This is a genomic window from Halobacillus sp. HZG1 (assembly GCF_035818575.1).
GTDB classification, from domain to species: Bacteria; Bacillota; Bacilli; order Bacillales; family Halobacillaceae; genus Halobacillus; species Halobacillus litoralis.
This window is the reverse complement of record NZ_JAYLVQ010000062.1, coordinates 101,205-118,612: the sequence shown is the minus strand read 5'-3', so window position 1 is coordinate 118,612 and position 17,408 is coordinate 101,205. Positions and strand designations below refer to the sequence as shown.

Here is a 17,408-nt window from a genome sequence, read left to right as displayed (position 1 = left end):
TCGTTATTGAATGCTCTTTTTGAATTTTGCAGAAGAGGTGGTGAAGGTGTGGAAAGGCTTGGCTTCCATATGAACCTGCTTCCTCTTTGCTTCTGTTAACTGGATGGCTGCCGCTACTTTTGCTGCCATCTGCATGACAACATGCAGTCTTGTATTCTGTAAGACCACATGCTCCATAAATCCACTGACATTGACCATTCCGCTAATGTGTAGTTGACCTACAGGCGGAAGGTCTTTTTTTAATGCCGATCCCGGGTTTAATGAACCTTTTCCAAGAACGACAGAACCGACGGATGAAGATTTGCCAAGGCAGGCATCAACCGCAAGAATGTAAGGATTCGGATGATTTTTTCTGATGGAAGCTAACCTTTCCTTTAGATTTAATGCATGTAAAGGTTCTTCAAGTGTTCCATATATATGGAACGTTTCTAATGCATGATCGTGGAGCATCGAACCGACTAAAGGGCCGAACGAATCACCTGTAGATCTGTCGGTGCCGATACAGGCGATCACGATATTTTTGGAAGGTGGAAGCCATTCTTGCAAGTAAGTGCTCAATGTATCGCTCATGGCTGGATCGTCCGTGTTTACGCGTTTTTCCTCTTTTGAAAACTTGTCCTTGAAATTCATAGCTTCTCCTCCAGACACATAGTAGTAACAGTATATAAGGTTGTCCACGGTTCTATACGTGACAAATACATAGATGTGGAGGAACGGCCATGTTAAAAGCAGGGTTCAAGTGGATGTTTTTAATCATAGGGACTATGATCGGTGCCGGATATGCTTCTGGAAGGGAACTTTGGCAGTTTTTTGGACATGATAGCAGCCTTGCGATCCTATTGTTCTCACTCATGTTCATCATTTCATGTAAAGCCATACTGGATATCAGCTACAAGAAACAGAGCGGCCATTATTTGCCGGTTCTCCGGGCAGTAGTCGGGAAACATCTGACCGGCGTCTATGACTGGATGATCATCATTTACCTTTTTACAACGACTGTGATCATGCTGGCAGGAAGCGGTGCCACGTGGCAGGCCTTCAATTTTTCTTATCGCATCGGTGTTCTGGCGATTGTCATTCCTTTGATTCTTTTGTTCGTATGGGATGTGAAAGGGATTGTTATTGTAAACAGCTTTGTTCTCCCCCTGCTCATTTCAGGTCTTCTGTTCGTTTTGATTTTGTTTATCAGGGATCAGGAACTGTCGCTTTTTGGACATGTCCATGAGATGAGCAACTGGATGTCGGCTTTTCCGTTTACGGCGTTGAATATTCTGCCCCTAATCGCTGTTCTCGGGGCCATTGGGAACCAGGTGAGAAACAAAGGGGAAATCTGGATTGCAAGCATTGGCAGTGGAGTTATTCTGGGGTCAGTCTCTTACCTATACAACAACAGCCTGATTCAAATTTCGGAAGACATCATTTTGTATGAAATCCCCCTTTTCGCGATTTTAAAACATTATCCGTATGAGATGATGATCTTCATGTCCGTTATGCTTTGGATCGCAATTTTCACTACGGCTGCCTCAGGGACACTGGGGCTTGTAACAAGGTTCAGAGAATACCTCAGACAACCGCTTTGGATTCTGGCTATGGCAGTCATCGCTCTGATGCTTCCTTTTACATCATTCGGATTCTCAACGCTCATTGAATACTTGTATCCGTTATACGGCATCCTGAACCTGTATGTTTTAGTATCCCTTCTTTTATACCCGATTCTTTCCCGATTCAAAATTCGCTAGAAACCTGTTAAAATAGATTTCATATTCATAGTCGGAAACAGGAGGGAAAGTGGTGGCCGAGCCTAATGTGGTAGAGGATGCTAAAACAGCGGTAGAAGACGCAAAAACACAGTGGGATGAAATTGTGGCCTATGTAACCGGGCCTGACCTTTGGATAACCATAGCGCTTGGGGCAATACGAATTGCTCTCATATTATTGGTTTCCTTTGTAATCATTCGAGTTGGAAGGAGACTCATCACGCAGTTTTTTGCCAACAAAAGGCGCGGTCCTTTTCGGATTACGGAACGAAGGGAAGCCACGCTCAATAAATTGGTTTTGAACACCATGTCTTATGTTGTGTACTTTATGGCCTTCATCATGATTCTTGAAACGTTCAACTTTGAAGTCGGTGCATTGCTTGCCGGTGCTGGTGTGGCAGGGCTTGCCATCGGTTTCGGGGCGCAAAACCTTGTCCGTGATATCATTTCCGGTTTCTTCATCATCTTTGAAGATCAGTTTTCTGTCGGAGATTATATCCAGACGTCTGGTGTGGAGGGTTTTGTTGAAGAAGTAGGCCTCCGTACGACAAAAGTGAAGGCATGGACAGGTGAAGTTCATATCCTTCCTAACGGCAATGTCACACAGGTGACGAACTTTTCCATCCATAACAGCATTGCCGTTGTTGATGTAAGTATCGCTTACGAGGAAGACATTGAAGCCGCAGAAAAAGTGATTCAGGAATTGTTGAAAGAAATGCCGGAACGTTATGAATCGATATTAAATGTCCCTGAATTGTTGGGCGTTCAGACGCTTGGCGCATCGGATGTCGTTATGCGTATCATTTGTGAAGTGAACCCGATGGAGCACTGGGCAATGGCAAGAGTCCTCCGCAAAGAAGTGAAGAATAGACTCGATGCGGAAGGAATCGAGATTCCATTCCCTCGTATGGTGATGTATTCACGTGACGAAGAGCCGAATGATCCCATTAATTACGGAGAAAAAGGAGGAGTTTCCTGATGGCGGATAAATCCTATGAGTTGAATGATGTTGTTCAGATGAAAAAACCTCACCCCTGCGGAGAGAATCGTTGGAAAATCATCCGTATGGGTGCAGACATCCGAATTAAATGTGAGGGGTGCGGCCACAGCGTTCTCGTTCCTCGCAAAAAATTTGAAACGAAGTTGAAAAAGGTGCTAGAGACAAGTGAATGACTCCCTCCCCCTTCTGAAATTCAGAGGGGGATTTTCTTATGCAGCTTTCTTGTGAACTTATGAACAGAAAGCCTGGTACACGATCCCCGCTTGGCGGTGTCAGGCACCGGATCTTCTTTTTTGGTGCCAGGCACCAAATATGAGGCACCCAAATGGATGAACAACAGTATGAAAAAGTTTTTGCGAACCTCATTGAAAAGATTGTTCTTCCTCTCTTTTTCAATAAATATTGAATTTGTTACTGTAGAAAAAGGAGTTTTTTAGGAGAAACGACCGAAGCTTTCCCGTTTTTGCATAGGTTGTTATTTTCAAGTACAGAATCTATAATTAAGTGGACTAACATGCATGTATGTAAATCCTTAAGGAGTGAAAGTCTCATATGGCACTAACAGCAGGAATCGTAGGTTTACCGAACGTAGGGAAATCTACGTTATTTAACGCAATTACACAAGCAGGCGCTTTGTCTGCCAACTACCCGTTCGCCACAATTGATCCGAACGTCGGGATCGTGGAAGTTCCGGATAGTCGTCTGGAGAAGCTGACCGAGCTTGTGAACCCTAAGAAAACTGTACCGACAGCTTTTGAATTCACAGATATTGCAGGAATCGTCAAAGGTGCGAGTAAAGGGGAAGGACTAGGAAACCAGTTCTTGTCTCACATTCGTCAAGTGGATGCGATTTGTCACGTGGTACGAGCGTTTGAAGATGAAAATATCACTCACGTATCCGGTCAGGTCGATCCAATTACCGATATTGAAACCATTAACCTTGAGCTGATTTTGGCGGACCTTGAAACCGTGTCGAAGCGCATGGATCGTGTCGCTAAAATGGCACGCCAAAAAGATAAAGAAGCAGTGGCGGAGTATGCAGTGCTTGAAAAACTGAAAGATGCATTGGAGGAAGAAACTCCAGCCCGTGCTGTCGAATTCAGCAGCGATCAAGAAAAGATCGTCAAAGGCCTTCATCTATTGACTTCAAAGCCTATCCTCTATGTGGCGAATGTAAGTGAAGATGAAATCGGGGAAGCAGACAACGATCGAGTGAAACAAATTCGCGAATTTGCAGCTAAAGAAAATGCGGAAGTCATCGTGGTTTGTGCAAAAATCGAGTCTGAAATCGCTGAGCTTGATAACGAAGAAAAAGAAGAGTTTCTTGAAGATCTTGGTATTGAAGAATCCGGTCTTGACCAACTGATCAAAGCCACCTATAACTTGCTTGGGCTGGCCACGTACTTTACGGCTGGTGAGCAGGAAGTCCGTGCTTGGACATTTAAAGAAGGCATGACCGCTCCACAGGCAGCCGGTATCATTCACACAGACTTCGAAAGAGGGTTCATCCGTGCGGAGACGGTTTCTTATGATGATCTCGTAGATGCAGGATCCATGGCTGTTGCCCGCGATCGTGGTCGTGTACGTTTAGAAGGTAAAGAGTATTTGGTGAAAGACGGCGACGTTATTCATTTCCGTTTCAACGTATAAGCGAGGATCCTTCCGTTAAAAGGTTGTAAATCTTGGACAACTTTGGTACAATACTAAATTGTGAGTAATTAAATGAAGATTACTCCTTGCTCCTTTGATAGAAAAGGAGCCGTCAAGTCCATAAGGAGGTGAAAACGGATGAGTAGAAAATACGAAATCATGTATATCATCCGCCCAGACATCGAGGAGGAAGCGAAAACATCTGTCAAAGATCGTTTCAGCAAAATCCTAACAGATAACGGAGCGGAGATTGAAGAAGTTAAAGAAGTTGGCAAGCGTCGTCTTGCTTACGAAATTAACGACTACCGTGATGGGATCTATGTAACAGTTGATTTCACAGGTACACGTGATGCAATCAACGAATTCGACCGTCAAGCGAAGTTCACGGATGATATTATCCGCCACATCGCTGTACGCGAAGATGACAAATAAGGAGTGGTTCTGATGTTAAATCGTGTCGTATTAGCCGGCAGATTGACGAAGGATCCTGATTTACGCTATACGCCAAACGGAGTAGCTGTCGCCAACTTTACAATCGCCGTAAACCGTCCTTTTTCCAACAACTCAGGAGATCGCGATGCCGATTTCATCAACTGTGTCGTTTGGAGACGAGCGGCTGAGAACCTGGCTAACTTTATGAGTAAAGGTAGTCTTGTCGGTGTTGACGGACGTCTACAGTCCCGCAGCTTCGATAACCAAGAAGGTAAGCGTGTATTTGTAACAGAAGTTGTTGCAGATAGCGTGCAGTTCCTAGAATCCAAAGGTGCTTCCCAAGGTGGCGGTAACCGTGGAGGTTCAGGATTCCAACCAAATCAGAATCAACAACCATCAGGAAACAACTTCGGTTCTAATAATAACAATAACCAACAACGAAATGACGACCCATTCGCAGATAATGGGGAGCCAATCGATATATCAGATGATGATTTACCATTCTAAATAAAAAGGAGTGAATGCTACATGGCACGTCGTGGACGCGGAAAACGTAAAAAGGTGTGTTTCTTCACAGCTAACGGAATCACACACATCGACTTTAAAGATGTAGATTTGCTAAAACGTTTCGTTTCTGACCGTGGGAAGATCCTTCCTCGCCGAGTAACAGGAACGTCTGCAAAATATCAGCGTAAATTGACGAAAGCGATCAAACGCGCTCGTACAATGGCCCTACTTCCTTACACTACAGAGTAAGAGTAGCGCAGCAAACCCCTTGATAACTCTAACGAGCTATCAAGGGGTTTTTTTGTTATTTTTATTTATGTATATGGCAGTCTTCCACAATCGGGAGCTATTTTTCCCTACTAAAAAACCCGGCTGCTTTTCCGAGATTGGAAAAGCAGCCGGGTTTATAGTTTTATTTGAGTCCCATTAAGGCTCTCAGCTCTTGTTTGTTCGTCAGCAGGTCTTCCAGTGTATATTTATCTAATACGTTTAGAAAGGCTCGTAAGGCTTCGTGGAGAACGCCTTTCAGCTTACAAGCCGGGGTGATGACGCAATAGTTAGTGGCACAGTCAAAGCATTCGAGTAGGTGGAAGTCATCTTCCATAGCACGGACAACGTTTCCTATGTTGATCTCTGCCGGTTCTTTTGCCAGACGGATGCCGCCCGACCGTCCCCGGAGGGTTTCGATCAGCTCTAATTTATTCAATTCGTGGATGATCTTCCCTAAATGGTTTTCGGAGATGTTGAAAACCTCTGAAATCTCTTTTTTATTTGCGAGCTCACCATTGCGTTTCGATGCGGTGAAAATCAGGACTCTCAAAGCGTAATCGGTGTATTTCTTGAGACGCATTTATATAAACCCTCATTCTTGTTTTTTTATTATCTTATCATAAACCGCTATGACTGTCTTACTTAGAGGAATGTTTTGTTTTCTGTCACAAAAGATGTATTTTGAATATTGCTTTTATAAGGGTGAGCTCTTTATAATAAAGGTGTATATAAAATACACCAATTAAAAAGGGGTTTTAAAGTATGTCTACAAAGGCGACTGAAATTCTCGACCAACAAACCATAAAGACGATTAAATCAACCGTGCCTGTATTAGCAGAACATGGGGAAGCGATTACGACTCACTTTTACAAACGGATGTTTGAAAATCATCCAGAGCTGAAGAACATATTCAATCAGACACACCAGCGGGCGGGAGATCAGCCAAAAGCACTTGCGAATACCGTCTACGCCGCAGCACAATACATTGATCAACTGGAAGTTATTTTGCCGCGTGTTAAACAAATTGCAGAAAAGCATCGTAGCTTAAATGTGAAACCTGAACATTACCCAATTGTAGGAGAATACTTATTAAAAGCCATCAAAGAGGTTCTTGGGGACGCGGCAACTGATGATATTATGGAAGCATGGGGGAAAGCTTACGGAGTCATCGCGGATGCTTTTATAGGAGTAGAGAAAGAATTGTACGAGGAAGCAGAACTGAAAAAAGGCGGCTGGACAGGATACCGCTTATTTGATGTAGTAGATAAGGTTAAAGAGAGTGATGAGATTACTTCTTTCTACCTGGAACCGAAGGATGGTAAGGCTCTAGCTGATTACAAACCTGGACAGTATTTAACCATCAGGGCAGAAATTACAGGGGAAACCTATACGCACCTAAGGCAGTACAGCCTTTCTGATGCCCCGGGAAAATCATATTACAGAATTAGTGTTAAAAAAGAGCAAGGACTCTTGGACCATCCTGATGGCAAGGTTTCTTCCTGGCTGCATGATGAAGTGAACCCTGGGGATTCAATCCCTGTCAGTGCCCCTGCAGGCGACTTTTGCTTGGATAACCATACGGAACGTCCGCTCGTTTTAATTAGTGGCGGTGTCGGTCTCACTCCTTTGATGAGCATGTGGAAATATGCAGAGAAGGTTCAGCCGGATCGTGAGGTTCGTTTTATCCACGCGGCTAGAAATGGACGCGTCCATGCATTTAAAGAGGAAATGGAAGAGTCAAAACCAGGGATGGCTCATCTCATATATGAAAAGCCCGAAGATCAAGATCGATTGAAAGGACTGCACACTTCAGAAGGCTATATCACACTTGATTGGCTGAAGACGGTTGCTCCTGAAGACGCAGAATTTTATTTCTGCGGACCGGAAGGATTCATGAAGGCTGTTTATGCCATGTTGAACCGCTGGGGCATTTCTCAAGATCGCATTCATTATGAATTTTTTGGACCTCAAGGCAAGTTATAAAAAAGAAGCGGAATCACCTCGTGATTCCGCTTCTTTTTACTATTGGACAGATGCTCTGCAGGGCAGTATCTATGAGGTGAGCAAATCACTCTGGAATTTGGATGGTTCCTCTTCAACCAGACGATTTATTTCTAGCCCCCTACCCTTTTTTGTTTATGAACAGGAAGGGGCTATGGGTTGCAGGTGCCGATCGAATCTGTTGATTTGCGCCATGAACCCTTGGATGATTGGACCACTAAACAGGGTAATTAATACCGTCCCTATGCCGATCGCTCCACTGAAGAAGAAGGCGAGAATCACAAGAAGAATGCTGATGAGCGCTCGCGAGATGGAAACGTTCCAGCCGGTGAGTTTACTGACTACGAGCATCATACGGTCGAATGGATTCGGGGCGAAATCAGCCTGAAGATTAAGCGCAATACCGAAACCTGCAATGCCCATTCCAAGTACAAGACAGAGCAATTGCGTCCAGAATACGTCTGGATGGATGGTATCACGTACGGTAAAGACCCAAAAATCAATGCCGATTCCTGTTAAAAGAGACGTCGCCAGGGCAAGAAGCTCGGGGCGTCTTTTCTCAGCGATGGCATTAAATACGATCATGCTGAAACCGACAACGATCTCCCAGCTTCCGATCGTCAAACCGAAAGTCCGGTGCAGACCGACAAGAAGAGCATCAAATGGAGACGTCCCCAGAGCAGACTGGATTGTTAAGGCGATGCCAAGCGTCATGATGAGAATGCCTACTGTATAATACATCGTCCTCAAATAGATGCGCTTCATGTCCATCCACCCCTTTCTTTTTTCATATCTTAAGAGACTATATCGTGAATAGAGGGTGGATTTCAAGACTATGAATGTAAAAAAACGGCAGGGATATTCCCTGCCGTTTTGTATAATCGTTTATTCTTCTACATAAGCCCATTTGAATTCGAATTCTGGACCTGTTGCTGTTGTGAAGACACCTTTGATGGATGGACGGAAAAGCTGGGCTTTTGCATCCTGATAGATTGGTGCTACTGCTTGATCTTCTTCGAGTAGTAGCTTTTCAGCTTCTAAGAATGTTTCAAAACGTTTTTCAGGCTCTTGAGCATACTCGCCGTTTGCCTTCTCAATCAACGCATCATATTCTTCACTGGAGTAGCCCATATTGTTGTTCTGACCATCTGTAAGGTACATGTTCAGGTATGTGTTCGGATCCACATAGTCTGGTCCCCATGTAGCAGCTTCCATCTCGAATTCGCCTTCGTTGTCACGACGAACACGTTCTTTAAATGGTACTTCCATCAATTTGATGGTTACACCTTCAAGGTTTTCTTCCAGTTGGTTCTTGTAGTAAGCAAGGACGTCCTTGGAAGTTCCTGTATCATCACCCAGCAGTTCGATTTCAACAGTATCGGTACCCAGTGCTTCCAGGCCTTTCTGCCAGTGTTCTTTTGCTTTCTCTACATTATATTCAACCAATGGACCTTGAGCTTCACGGAAGTCCTGGTCACTGTTAGGCATTGAAACGAAGTTGGATGGAACATAGCCTTCCGCCGGTACAGATCCATCGTTCAAAATGACGTCAACGAGGGACTGACGGTCGATTGCATAGGAAATGGCTTTACGAACGTCTACATTTGCAAGAGCTTCATTATTTTCCTGGTTGAACTTGAAGAAGTATAAGTATGGTTTTTCCGCCACGTTGAAAGCATCGCTCGTGCGGTACTGGTCAACGAATTCAGCGTTCAGTTCAGTCTGATCGATTTCACCAGTGTCATAAAGGTTGACCCCTGTAGAAACTTCTTTAATGACTTTTGCATTGATCGTTTCTAATTGTACGGTGTCTGCATCCCAATACGTATCACTTTTCTCAACGGTCCAGCCTTCGCCGTGGTTCCACTCTGTCATTTGGAATGGCCCGTTAGAAATTGTATATTCAGCTTCTGTAGCAAATTTGTCGCCCTGTTCTTCTACATATTTCTGATTCAAAGGCATGAAGGTAATGAATACCGTCATGGACTTGAAGTATGGAACAGGTTTTTCAAGTTCAACGACAAGAGTTTTATCATCTTCTGCAGTGGCACCCAAATCTTCGAGTTCTGCTTCACCATCACTGATGGCTTGGGCATTTTTGATGATGCCTCCAAGGAAGTAAGGGCCGTATTCAGAGCCAACCTCTGGATCTACCGCTCTTCTCCATGCATATACGAAGTCGTCTGCTGTGACAGGGTCACCGTTGGACCATTCCGCATCACGCAATTTAAAAGTCCATGTAAGTCCATCTTCACTTACTTCGGAGCTTTCTGCCATTCCATCTACAAGCTGACTGTTCTCATCCAGGCGGTAGAGCCCTTCATAAGTTTCTCCAGCCCACTGGAAACCGACCGAATCGGTGATTAAAGATGGATCCATGCTAGGGATCTCACTTTTCGCTGTTACGGTAATCTCTTGATCTCCGGAAGCTTCTCCTTCTTCTGACTGTTCCGTTGTTTCGTCTGAGTTTTCTTCACCTGTGTCTGTTGATGTTTCGCTGTCTCCCCCGCTGCAAGCTGCAAGGAAAAGTGCGAACATCAGTGCCATTAACACTAATAGATGCTTTCTCAAAGTGTATTCCCCCTATTTTTAATTTTCTAAAAATAATTACTTTTTGAATTATACAGATAAAAAAGAAAAAAATCAAAGTCCTTTATTCGATAAAAATAAGAAAAAAACGTCGATAAACGGAATATTCTAATTTAATTGACAATGGTTCTTTCTTTGATAGGATTAGAGAATATCATTGCTTTTCTAAAGCATAAAAGGATCTAAGGAGAAAAGTGAATCGCGGAATATAGAGGAGGTTGAAGGAAGTATGAAACGTGAATGGGATTTGCTGCACACCCCGGGTCCAACGCCGATTCCACCGAGTGTAGAACGAAGCATGAATCAGCCGATGATCGGACACCGTGGTGGGAAAGCCAAGGATTTGATTCATCATATTGCTCCAAGACTCAAGCCGGTGTTCGGTACTTCGGGTGAGGTATTGATCGTTACAGGAAGTGGTACGTCCTCTTTGGAAGCTTCTGTTGTAAATACAACAAAGCCCGGCGATAAAGTAATCGTCGTCGTAGCCGGAGCATTCGGAGATCGATTTGCACAGATTTGTGAGACGTATGAATTAAATGTGGTACGCATAGAGGTGCCATGGGGAAAAGCTGTAGAAGTTTCCCAAGTGGAAGAAACGCTTCAGAACCACCCGGATACGAAAGATGTGTTCCTGACACACTGTGAAACATCGACCGGAGTCATGCATCCGGTGGAAAAGGTCGCTGAGCGTGTAAAAAACATCAGTTCAGCTCTCGTCATCGTCGATGGGGTTTCTTCTATTGGAGGTTCCGAAGTGAAGATGGATCAGTCTGGAATCGATATCTTAGTTTCAGGTTCACAAAAAGCGATGATGCTTCCTGCGGGGCTCGCTTTTATAGCCGTTGGTCATGAGGCTTGGTCTGTCATTGAAGAAAATCCGCGCCCTCGTTTTTACTTAGATTTACGGAAATACCGTCAACAGCTTGAAGGAGGACAAACGCCTTTCACCCCTGCTCTTTCTCTTCTTTTCGGACTCCAGCAGGTCCTTGAATTGTTGGAAGAGGAAGGCTTAGATCGGGTTTTTGAACGGCACCAAACGATGAAGGAAATGACCCGGAACGCATGTCGTGCCTTGAACCTTCCTTTGTTGGTCTCTGATGAGGATGCTTCATCGACCGTAACATCCATCCGACCAGAATCCTTTGAGGCGGAACAACTTCGAAAAGTGGCGAATGAAGAGTTCGGACTTATTTTAGCTGGCGGTCAAAAGCATATGAAGGGTGAAATTTTCAGGATTGGACACATGGGATACTCCCGTCCTGCCAATGTTCTTCAATATATAGGTATTCTGGAAATTGTCTTGAAACGTTTAGGTCATGAATTCGAACCGGGAGCGGGTGTCGCAGCTGCGCAAGCCGCCTACCTGGATCGTACAAGGGAGGAATAAAGATGCATCGTGTATTGATTAGTGATCCATTGAGTGAAGATGGAATCAGACCTCTATTAGAGGCGGAAGATATCGAAACTGTTATGAATCCGAACTTATCCCATGAGCAACTGTTGGAGGAAATAGGATCGGCAGAAGCGCTTATCGTAAGAAGTCAGACACAAGTGACGAGAGAAGTGATTGAACACGCTCCTCACTTGAAGATCATCGGCCGTGCAGGTGTAGGGGTCGATAACATCGATCTCGATGCAGCAACGGAAAACGGCGTCATTGTCGTAAATGCTCCAGATGGGAATACGATTTCGACAGCCGAACACACGATGGCGATGCTCATGTCGTTAGCGCGGAACATTCCACAAGCCTATCATCAACTGCAACAAAAGCGGTGGGAACGTAAAAAATTCGTTGGAGTGGAGTTGAAAGATAAAGTACTCGGCATTGTCGGGTTCGGCCGGATCGGTCGCGAAGTTGCCCAGCGTGCGAAAGGTCACCGCATGAAAGTGGTTGCCTTCGATCCATTCTTGAATGAAGAAAAAGCAGAAAAAGCAGGAGTTACGCACGGGACTTTAGAGGAAGTGCTCAAACAGGCAGACTTCCTGACTGTTCACACCCCTTTGATTGAAAAGACGAAGCATCTAATCAACGAAGAGGCTATTTCCATGATGAAGACAGGCGCGCGTATTTTAAATTGCGCCCGTGGAGGAATTGTAGAAGAAAATGCACTATTTGAAGCGGTCCAATCAGGAAAAATTGCGGGGGCCGCGCTTGATGTCTTTGAAGAGGAGCCTGCGACAGAGCATCCGTTGTTATCCTTGCCGGAAGTAATTGCCACCCCGCACCTCGGGGCAAGTACGATTGAAGCTCAGGAAAATGTCGCAACAGATGTCAGTTTTGATGTACTGGAACTATTACGAGGGGGAACGGTGAAAAATCCGGTTAATCTCCCTTCTGTTTCCTCAGAAATGATGGAGAAGCTCTCCCCTTACTTCAAGCTTTCGGAACGTTTGGGCGTCTTTTTATCAAAAGTGGCAGAAGGTACGCTTGAACGTGTGAATGTCTATTATAGTGGCGAGTTGCTCGAGGTTGATACAATGCCTCTGACACGGATTGCTGTCAAAGGGATCTTGAAACGCCATATTGGTGAGCGTGTAAATGATGTCAATGCGTTCAAGACAGCTTCAGATAAAGGGATTACGGTGAATGAGCAGAAGTCGACCCAAACGAAAGGCTTCACGAACTTAATTACCGTAGAGATCGAAACCGATCAGGAAAAGCGCAGCCTCGCGGGTACGCTGTTGAACGGTTTAGGTGCACGGATTGTGCAGTTCGATCAGTATTCCATCGACGTAGTTCCGGAGGGGCATCTTGTTGTCATTCGCCACACCGACCAGCCAGGCGCGATTGGCCGCGTGGGAAGTCTACTTGCTGAACATGCGATCAACATCGCAACGATGCAGGTGGGGCGTACGAACGAAGGTGGAGAAGCTGTAATGGTGCTTACGGTAGATCGACCGGTAGATGGAGACTGTAATGAAAAGCTTGCTCAAATTGCAGATATTAAGCAAGTGCAGTGTTTGACGATTTAATAGAATTCAAATAGGCTCCGCTCATATAGAGATATGCCGCAATCAATAAAAAGACAAACTTCGACAAGTTTGTCTTTTTATTATGAAAGGAAAGCGGTTACATTTTATACTTTTGTAAAACCTGGAACAAAAGCTTTGACTTTGAGACTTTCTCTTGTTAAATTTAATTCCGACTTAATTCATCGACTTTGTAGGGAGGGGATATAATGAAGGAAAACAGAACAGAGATTTCATCTGGTCGCAGGTTTTTATTTCGTATTTTAGATGGCATCGAATGGCTGGGGAACAAGCTTCCATCACCATTGTTGCTGTTTGCTATATTAGCATTTATTGTTGTTATTATTTCTGGGGTATTTGCGGGTGTATCTGTTACGAACCCAACGACAGGGGAAGCTGTAGAGGTGAAGAACCTGTTCAGTCTGAGCGGGCTGGATTATATATTTAACAGTGCCGTCCAAAACTTTATTGGGTTTCCACCGCTTGGAGCAGTCCTTGTAACCATGCTCGGTATTGGACTGGCTGAACAGACAGGCTTGATTAATGCTTCTTTAAAGGGAATTGTCTTTTCCTTTCCTCAAAAATTATTGACGGCGGCTTTAGTTTTTGCCGGGGTCATGTCCAGTGTGGCGGTTAATGCTGGTTATGTGGTACTTCCCCCACTTGGAGCCGTTCTTTTCTTAGGACTTGGGCGACATCCACTGGCTGGACTTGCTGCCGCCTTTGCGGGTGTTTCAGGTGGTTTTGGTGCCAACCTTGCGCTCACCTCTACGGATGCCATTCTTCAGGAGTTAACTGCTGAAGCTACCCGTACGATTGACCCTGCGTATGCAGAAACGATTACGGTCACGATGAACTACTTTTTCGCCGCCGTTTCAGTTGTTCTCATCACGTTTATTGGGACGCTCGTGACTGAGAAAATCGTGGAACCGCGACTTGGTAAGTATGAAGGGGATCAGGAGGGGGAAATCGATGCGCTGACCGCTCTTGAGAAAAAAGGAATGCGTCTTGCGGGGATTGGATTTCTAATTACGTTTGCCCTCATGGCATACTTGTCTTTCGGTCCTTTACGTGGGGACGGCGCTTATATTGAATCGCCATTCTTCAGCGCTTTGGTCTTCGTCATCTTCCTATTATTCCTTGTCCCAGGCTTAATTTACGGGATGGTTACGAAAGAAATTACAAATGACAAAGACCTTACTAAACTGCTCGGAAAAACAATGGCAAGCATGAGTGGTTATATTGCTCTTGCGTTTACGGCAGGTCAGTTCATTGCGTATTTCCGTGAAACGAATTTAGGAACGGTCATCGCTTTTCGTGGTGCCGACTTCTTGAACTCTACAGGATTTGATGGCATTGGACTTATCTTAACGTTCATTGGACTGACGATGGTCGTCAACTTCTTCATTGGAAGTTCTTCAGCTAAATGGACGATCTTAGCTCCTGTGTTCGTTCCCATCATGATGAACCTGGGCTATTCTCCGGAGTTTACAACATTGCTTTATCGAATCGCAGACTCTGTGACAAACATGATCACACCGCTGCTTCTATACTTCCCGGTCATTATCGCGTTCGCTCAGCGCTACGATAAGAAACTGGGGATTGGAACACTCATTTCCATGATGATTCCTTATTCCGTCGCCTTCTTACTCGGCTGGCTGCTGCTATTGCTCGTGTGGGTACTTTTAGGAATCCCTGTAGGACCCGGTGCACCGATCCTATACTAATAAAAAAGCTCAACGTCAAACAGACGTTGAGCTTTTTAGGTTAACCTTTATTAAAAAAATTGTGTGGACTTCAGTAATTGATTCAAGACGTAATTCTCCCGCTGAATCCATAAATTTCTCTTCGTGTAATCCATTACTTTTTCGTTGTGGGCAATGGCTTCCTCCGTGCGAATCCACACGGGTGTAAATCCTTGGTCTTCTTCGTAGGAGTCCAGGTTTTGCTCGCCCTTTTCCCCCGGCCATTCACAAATATAATAATGGGAGGTCATTTCGAAAACAGCTTCTGGCTCATACACGTCCCAGTGGCTCTCCACAACCGCACCGACATATTGCTTCACCTGGCAGTTTTTGAAACCAGTTTCTTCTTGGATTTCTCTTATGAGGGCTTCTTCGTCTCTCTCTCCATCATCGACGCCACCACCCGGCAGCTTGTAGTCTCCAAGATTGGACTTCACCATTAGGATTTTTCCTTCGTTCAAAATCATACCTCGGACGGCAAGTCGCCTGTTTGTTTTGTGATCCTCTTTTTCTTCGAGGCCGAATCGTTTTTCAAAACGGAGATCACCCAATGGGGTGCACCTGGCGTTTTCGGTTGGAGAAGGTATGCACTTCTTTGTATCCGACTGATTTTGCCAGATCAATGGCTTCCTCATAACGGTATCCGATATGGTCCGGTTTGTGAGCATCTGAGCAGAGAACGATTCCAACACCCTCATTTTTACATATTTGCAGAAGCGTCGGATCGGGGTAGAGTTCTCCAACGGGCTTCCGCAAGCCTGCTGTACTGATTTCTATGCAGGTATCTGTTTTTGCGAGAGCTTTTGCTGCGCGTTTGTATTGTTCTTGCAAAAAATCTTCATCATCCGGGCGGTATCCGAAAACTTTGATGACATCGATATGACCGACAAAATCAAAAAGTCCGGACTCAGCGAGGGTGACGACACGGTCAAAGTATTGCTGGTACACGTCTTTTATATCCCGTTTTTCGTACTCATCCCGGTAAATCGCAAGGTCGATGCCCCATTCATCGATCCAGTGGACCGAACCGATCACGTAATCGAAAGGATGGGACGATATAAAGGCTTCCATCTCTTTTTCTTTTCCTGGCATGTAATCCATTTCAATGCCCATTTTGATTGGAAGTTCTGCTTTGTATGCTTCATCAAACATCTTTTGGTAGGTTTCAAAGTTCAGCGTACGACGGTTCTCCACCCATGGATTAGAAAGAATGTCGCGTGTTTCCTGAAAGAAATACGCATGTTCAGATATGCCTAATTCTTCGATTCCTTCTTTTTTTGCTTTTGTTATGTAGGTTCGTAGATAGTCGACATCAAGGTTTCCGGTTTCCGCCATATGGACGTGGTAATCGGTGCGCATGTGCGTCCCTCCTCTATCGAATTTTATTCATCATAACAAACATTAGAAAAAATCACCAAGAAGAAGCGGATGGAAGCAATTGATACGAGAAGTGTGAGGGGGTGATATGTTAAAATAGGGAGGTTAAGACAAGCGCGATAGAAATAGAGGTGCTTTATCAATCATGAATGACACAAAGAGGTTGACGGAAGGGGCTTTAATGACCGGCCTATATCTGCTATTGTTATTGGTAATCATTTTTGTGCCGGTTATAGGACCATTACTATTATTGATCCTGCCTGTTCCATTTATTTATTATAGTTACCGTCATGGTGGAAAAGCGGGGGGCCTTATGTTTGTGGCCGCGACCCTTTTCACACTGTTATTTGCTCCCGTATTTACCGTTTTCACCTTACTTGCCGGAATTGGCGGGCTTTTCCTGGGAATCGCTTTGCACCACAAACGTTCACCCTATGAAGCTCTTGCCATTGGCTCTGTGGGGTTTGTCATCGGTCTTCTCGGAATTCTCCTAGTCACACAGCTCTTCCTTGGCGTCAATTTAATGGAAGAACTGAAAAGTGGGATGAGCCAGGGATACGGTACTTTCGAAAGGATTTTCTCGGGACTTCTCGATGGAGAAGAGGTTGAGACGGATTTGGCTGAAATCGGGCAATTGATTGAGTTCATCCCGGATATTGTCCCAAGTATATTGGCGATGAGTGGTGTGATGATGGCTTTTGTCAGCCAATGGACGACATATAAGTTGATCAACCGCATTGAAAATCAGTCCATGGGATTCACAGATTTCAAGAATTTCAAGCTGCCGACATCCATCTTATGGTATTACTTTGTTGCGATGATCTTGAATTATGTCACGATGGATGGAAATGATTTGATTTATTTAGCTGCCGTGAATGTATTCATACTGACGGGAGCACTGATTGTCCTTCAGGGATTCTCCTTCGTCTTTTTCTACGCATGGAAGAAAAAGTGGTCAAAAGCTATACCGATTCTTGTGGTTGTATTTTCTATACTTCTTCCGCAAATCGTCATGTACCTTGTGAGAATAATCGGTATAATTGATATAGGATTTCCAATGAGGGACCGTGTGGAAGAAAAGAAAGAATGATCGCTCTCAAGAAGATG

General features: G+C 44.6%; 18 protein-coding genes. 12 read left to right on the top strand and 6 right to left on the bottom strand.

Features of this window, described 5'->3' with window-relative positions; all coding sequences use genetic code 11:
• Nucleotides 1–3: 3 nt before the first annotated feature.
• A complete protein-coding gene (gene yyaC / locus VKA52_RS11290; RefSeq protein WP_326315728.1) occupies nt 4–630 on the bottom strand; it encodes a spore protease YyaC in 627 nt (208 codons plus the stop codon).
• Between the two features lie 89 nt (nt 631–719).
• Here yyaC and VKA52_RS11285 point away from each other — a divergent pair, with 89 nt between their 5' ends.
• The 7 genes from VKA52_RS11285 to rpsR all read left to right on the top strand — a co-directional run bounded on the left by VKA52_RS11285 (nt 720) and on the right by rpsR (nt 5,595).
• Nucleotides 720–1,739, top strand: a complete 1,020-nt coding sequence (locus tag VKA52_RS11285) for a YkvI family membrane protein (protein ID WP_326315727.1) — start codon at nt 720–722, stop codon at nt 1,737–1,739.
• Nucleotides 1,740–1,791: 52 nt separating this feature from the next.
• Entirely contained in the window at nt 1,792–2,736 is a 945-nt protein-coding gene (locus VKA52_RS11280; RefSeq protein WP_442788845.1) for a mechanosensitive ion channel family protein, read from the top strand.
• Nucleotides 2,736–2,930 (top strand): DUF951 domain-containing protein, encoded by a 195-nt coding sequence (locus tag VKA52_RS11275; RefSeq protein ID WP_202412322.1) that lies wholly within the window; start codon nt 2,736–2,738, stop codon nt 2,928–2,930. Before VKA52_RS11280 ends, VKA52_RS11275 begins: the two co-directional genes overlap by 1 nt.
• A gap of 379 nt (nt 2,931–3,309) precedes the next feature.
• Nucleotides 3,310–4,407 (top strand): redox-regulated ATPase YchF, encoded by a 1,098-nt coding sequence (gene ychF, locus VKA52_RS11270; RefSeq protein WP_089650709.1) that lies wholly within the window; start codon nt 3,310–3,312, stop codon nt 4,405–4,407.
• 138 nt (nt 4,408–4,545) lie between these two features.
• Entirely contained in the window at nt 4,546–4,839 is a 294-nt protein-coding gene (rpsF, locus tag VKA52_RS11265; protein ID WP_089650708.1) for a 30S ribosomal protein S6, read from the top strand.
• A gap of 12 nt (nt 4,840–4,851) precedes the next feature.
• A complete protein-coding gene (gene ssb / locus VKA52_RS11260) occupies nt 4,852–5,346 on the top strand; it encodes a single-stranded DNA-binding protein (RefSeq protein ID WP_160910510.1) in 495 nt (164 codons plus the stop codon).
• A 21-nt stretch (nt 5,347–5,367) separates the two neighbouring features.
• Complete coding sequence (rpsR, locus tag VKA52_RS11255) at nt 5,368–5,595, top strand: 30S ribosomal protein S18 (RefSeq protein WP_115822996.1); 228 nt, start codon at nt 5,368–5,370, stop codon at nt 5,593–5,595.
• Between the two features lie 163 nt (nt 5,596–5,758).
• On the opposite strand, the gene VKA52_RS11250 is transcribed toward rpsR, so the two are convergent.
• Entirely contained in the window at nt 5,759–6,196 is a 438-nt protein-coding gene (locus tag VKA52_RS11250; RefSeq protein WP_160910511.1) for an Rrf2 family transcriptional regulator, read from the bottom strand.
• Nucleotides 6,197–6,378: 182 nt separating this feature from the next.
• Here VKA52_RS11250 and hmpA point away from each other — a divergent pair, with 182 nt between their 5' ends.
• The gene (gene hmpA / locus VKA52_RS11245) at nt 6,379–7,599 is read left to right on the top strand and encodes an NO-inducible flavohemoprotein (protein WP_326315726.1); all 1,221 of its coding nucleotides are present in this window, start codon (nt 6,379–6,381) and stop codon (nt 7,597–7,599) included.
• A 153-nt stretch (nt 7,600–7,752) separates the two neighbouring features.
• On the opposite strand, the gene VKA52_RS11240 is transcribed toward hmpA, so the two are convergent.
• Nucleotides 7,753–8,388: a YczE/YyaS/YitT family protein gene (locus tag VKA52_RS11240; RefSeq protein WP_326315725.1), complete on the bottom strand. Its 636-nt coding sequence runs from the start codon at nt 8,386–8,388 to the stop codon at nt 7,753–7,755.
• 114 nt (nt 8,389–8,502) lie between these two features.
• Nucleotides 8,503–10,164, bottom strand: a complete 1,662-nt coding sequence (locus tag VKA52_RS11235) for a peptide ABC transporter substrate-binding protein (RefSeq protein ID WP_442788848.1) — start codon at nt 10,162–10,164, stop codon at nt 8,503–8,505.
• A gap of 271 nt (nt 10,165–10,435) precedes the next feature.
• On the opposite strand from VKA52_RS11235, the gene VKA52_RS11230 reads away from it, so the two are divergent.
• From VKA52_RS11230 to VKA52_RS11220, 3 genes are all read left to right on the top strand, one after another.
• A complete protein-coding gene (locus tag VKA52_RS11230; protein WP_326315723.1) occupies nt 10,436–11,596 on the top strand; it encodes a pyridoxal-phosphate-dependent aminotransferase family protein in 1,161 nt (386 codons plus the stop codon).
• 2 nt (nt 11,597–11,598) lie between these two features.
• Nucleotides 11,599–13,182, top strand: coding sequence for a phosphoglycerate dehydrogenase (serA, locus tag VKA52_RS11225; protein ID WP_160910515.1), 1,584 nt, complete (start codon nt 11,599–11,601; stop codon nt 13,180–13,182).
• A 206-nt stretch (nt 13,183–13,388) separates the two neighbouring features.
• Complete coding sequence (locus VKA52_RS11220) at nt 13,389–14,906, top strand: AbgT family transporter (RefSeq protein WP_326315722.1); 1,518 nt, start codon at nt 13,389–13,391, stop codon at nt 14,904–14,906.
• A gap of 50 nt (nt 14,907–14,956) precedes the next feature.
• Here the strand turns inward: VKA52_RS11220 and VKA52_RS11215 are convergent, their stop codons facing one another.
• Nucleotides 14,957–15,475 carry an NUDIX domain-containing protein gene (locus VKA52_RS11215; protein ID WP_326315721.1) on the bottom strand — a complete coding sequence of 173 codons (519 nt, stop codon included), beginning with the start codon at nt 15,473–15,475 and terminating at the stop codon, nt 14,957–14,959.
• Nucleotides 15,468–16,283, bottom strand: a complete 816-nt coding sequence (locus VKA52_RS11210) for a histidinol-phosphatase HisJ family protein (protein ID WP_326315720.1) — start codon at nt 16,281–16,283, stop codon at nt 15,468–15,470. The genes VKA52_RS11215 and VKA52_RS11210 overlap by 8 nt, the downstream gene beginning before the upstream one ends.
• Nucleotides 16,284–16,446: 163 nt before the next feature.
• On the opposite strand from VKA52_RS11210, the gene VKA52_RS11205 reads away from it, so the two are divergent.
• A complete protein-coding gene (locus VKA52_RS11205) occupies nt 16,447–17,391 on the top strand; it encodes a YybS family protein (protein WP_326315719.1) in 945 nt (314 codons plus the stop codon).
• Nucleotides 17,392–17,408 lie beyond the last annotated feature (17 nt).

What these genes read in the sequence shown, in the direction of transcription:
- yyaC (WP_326315728.1), bottom strand. Translation starts at nt 630, where the DNA reads ATGAATTTCAAGGACAAGTTTTCAAAAGAGGAAAAACGCGTAAACACG.
- VKA52_RS11285 (WP_326315727.1), top strand. Translation starts at nt 720, where the DNA reads ATGTTAAAAGCAGGGTTCAAGTGGATGTTTTTAATCATAGGGACTATG.
- VKA52_RS11275 (WP_202412322.1), top strand. Translation starts at nt 2,736, where the DNA reads ATGGCGGATAAATCCTATGAGTTGAATGATGTTGTTCAGATGAAAAAA.
- ychF (WP_089650709.1), top strand. Translation starts at nt 3,310, where the DNA reads ATGGCACTAACAGCAGGAATCGTAGGTTTACCGAACGTAGGGAAATCT.
- rpsF (WP_089650708.1), top strand. Translation starts at nt 4,546, where the DNA reads ATGAGTAGAAAATACGAAATCATGTATATCATCCGCCCAGACATCGAG.
- ssb (WP_160910510.1), top strand. Translation starts at nt 4,852, where the DNA reads ATGTTAAATCGTGTCGTATTAGCCGGCAGATTGACGAAGGATCCTGAT.
- rpsR (WP_115822996.1), top strand. Translation starts at nt 5,368, where the DNA reads ATGGCACGTCGTGGACGCGGAAAACGTAAAAAGGTGTGTTTCTTCACA.
- VKA52_RS11250 (WP_160910511.1), bottom strand. Translation starts at nt 6,196, where the DNA reads ATGCGTCTCAAGAAATACACCGATTACGCTTTGAGAGTCCTGATTTTC.
- hmpA (WP_326315726.1), top strand. Translation starts at nt 6,379, where the DNA reads ATGTCTACAAAGGCGACTGAAATTCTCGACCAACAAACCATAAAGACG.
- VKA52_RS11240 (WP_326315725.1), bottom strand. Translation starts at nt 8,388, where the DNA reads ATGGACATGAAGCGCATCTATTTGAGGACGATGTATTATACAGTAGGC.
- VKA52_RS11235 (WP_442788848.1), bottom strand. Translation starts at nt 10,164, where the DNA reads ATGGCACTGATGTTCGCACTTTTCCTTGCAGCTTGCAGCGGGGGAGAC.
- VKA52_RS11230 (WP_326315723.1), top strand. Translation starts at nt 10,436, where the DNA reads ATGAAACGTGAATGGGATTTGCTGCACACCCCGGGTCCAACGCCGATT.
- serA (WP_160910515.1), top strand. Translation starts at nt 11,599, where the DNA reads ATGCATCGTGTATTGATTAGTGATCCATTGAGTGAAGATGGAATCAGA.
- VKA52_RS11220 (WP_326315722.1), top strand. Translation starts at nt 13,389, where the DNA reads ATGAAGGAAAACAGAACAGAGATTTCATCTGGTCGCAGGTTTTTATTT.
- VKA52_RS11210 (WP_326315720.1), bottom strand. Translation starts at nt 16,283, where the DNA reads ATGCGCACCGATTACCACGTCCATATGGCGGAAACCGGAAACCTTGAT.
- VKA52_RS11205 (WP_326315719.1), top strand. Translation starts at nt 16,447, where the DNA reads ATGAATGACACAAAGAGGTTGACGGAAGGGGCTTTAATGACCGGCCTA.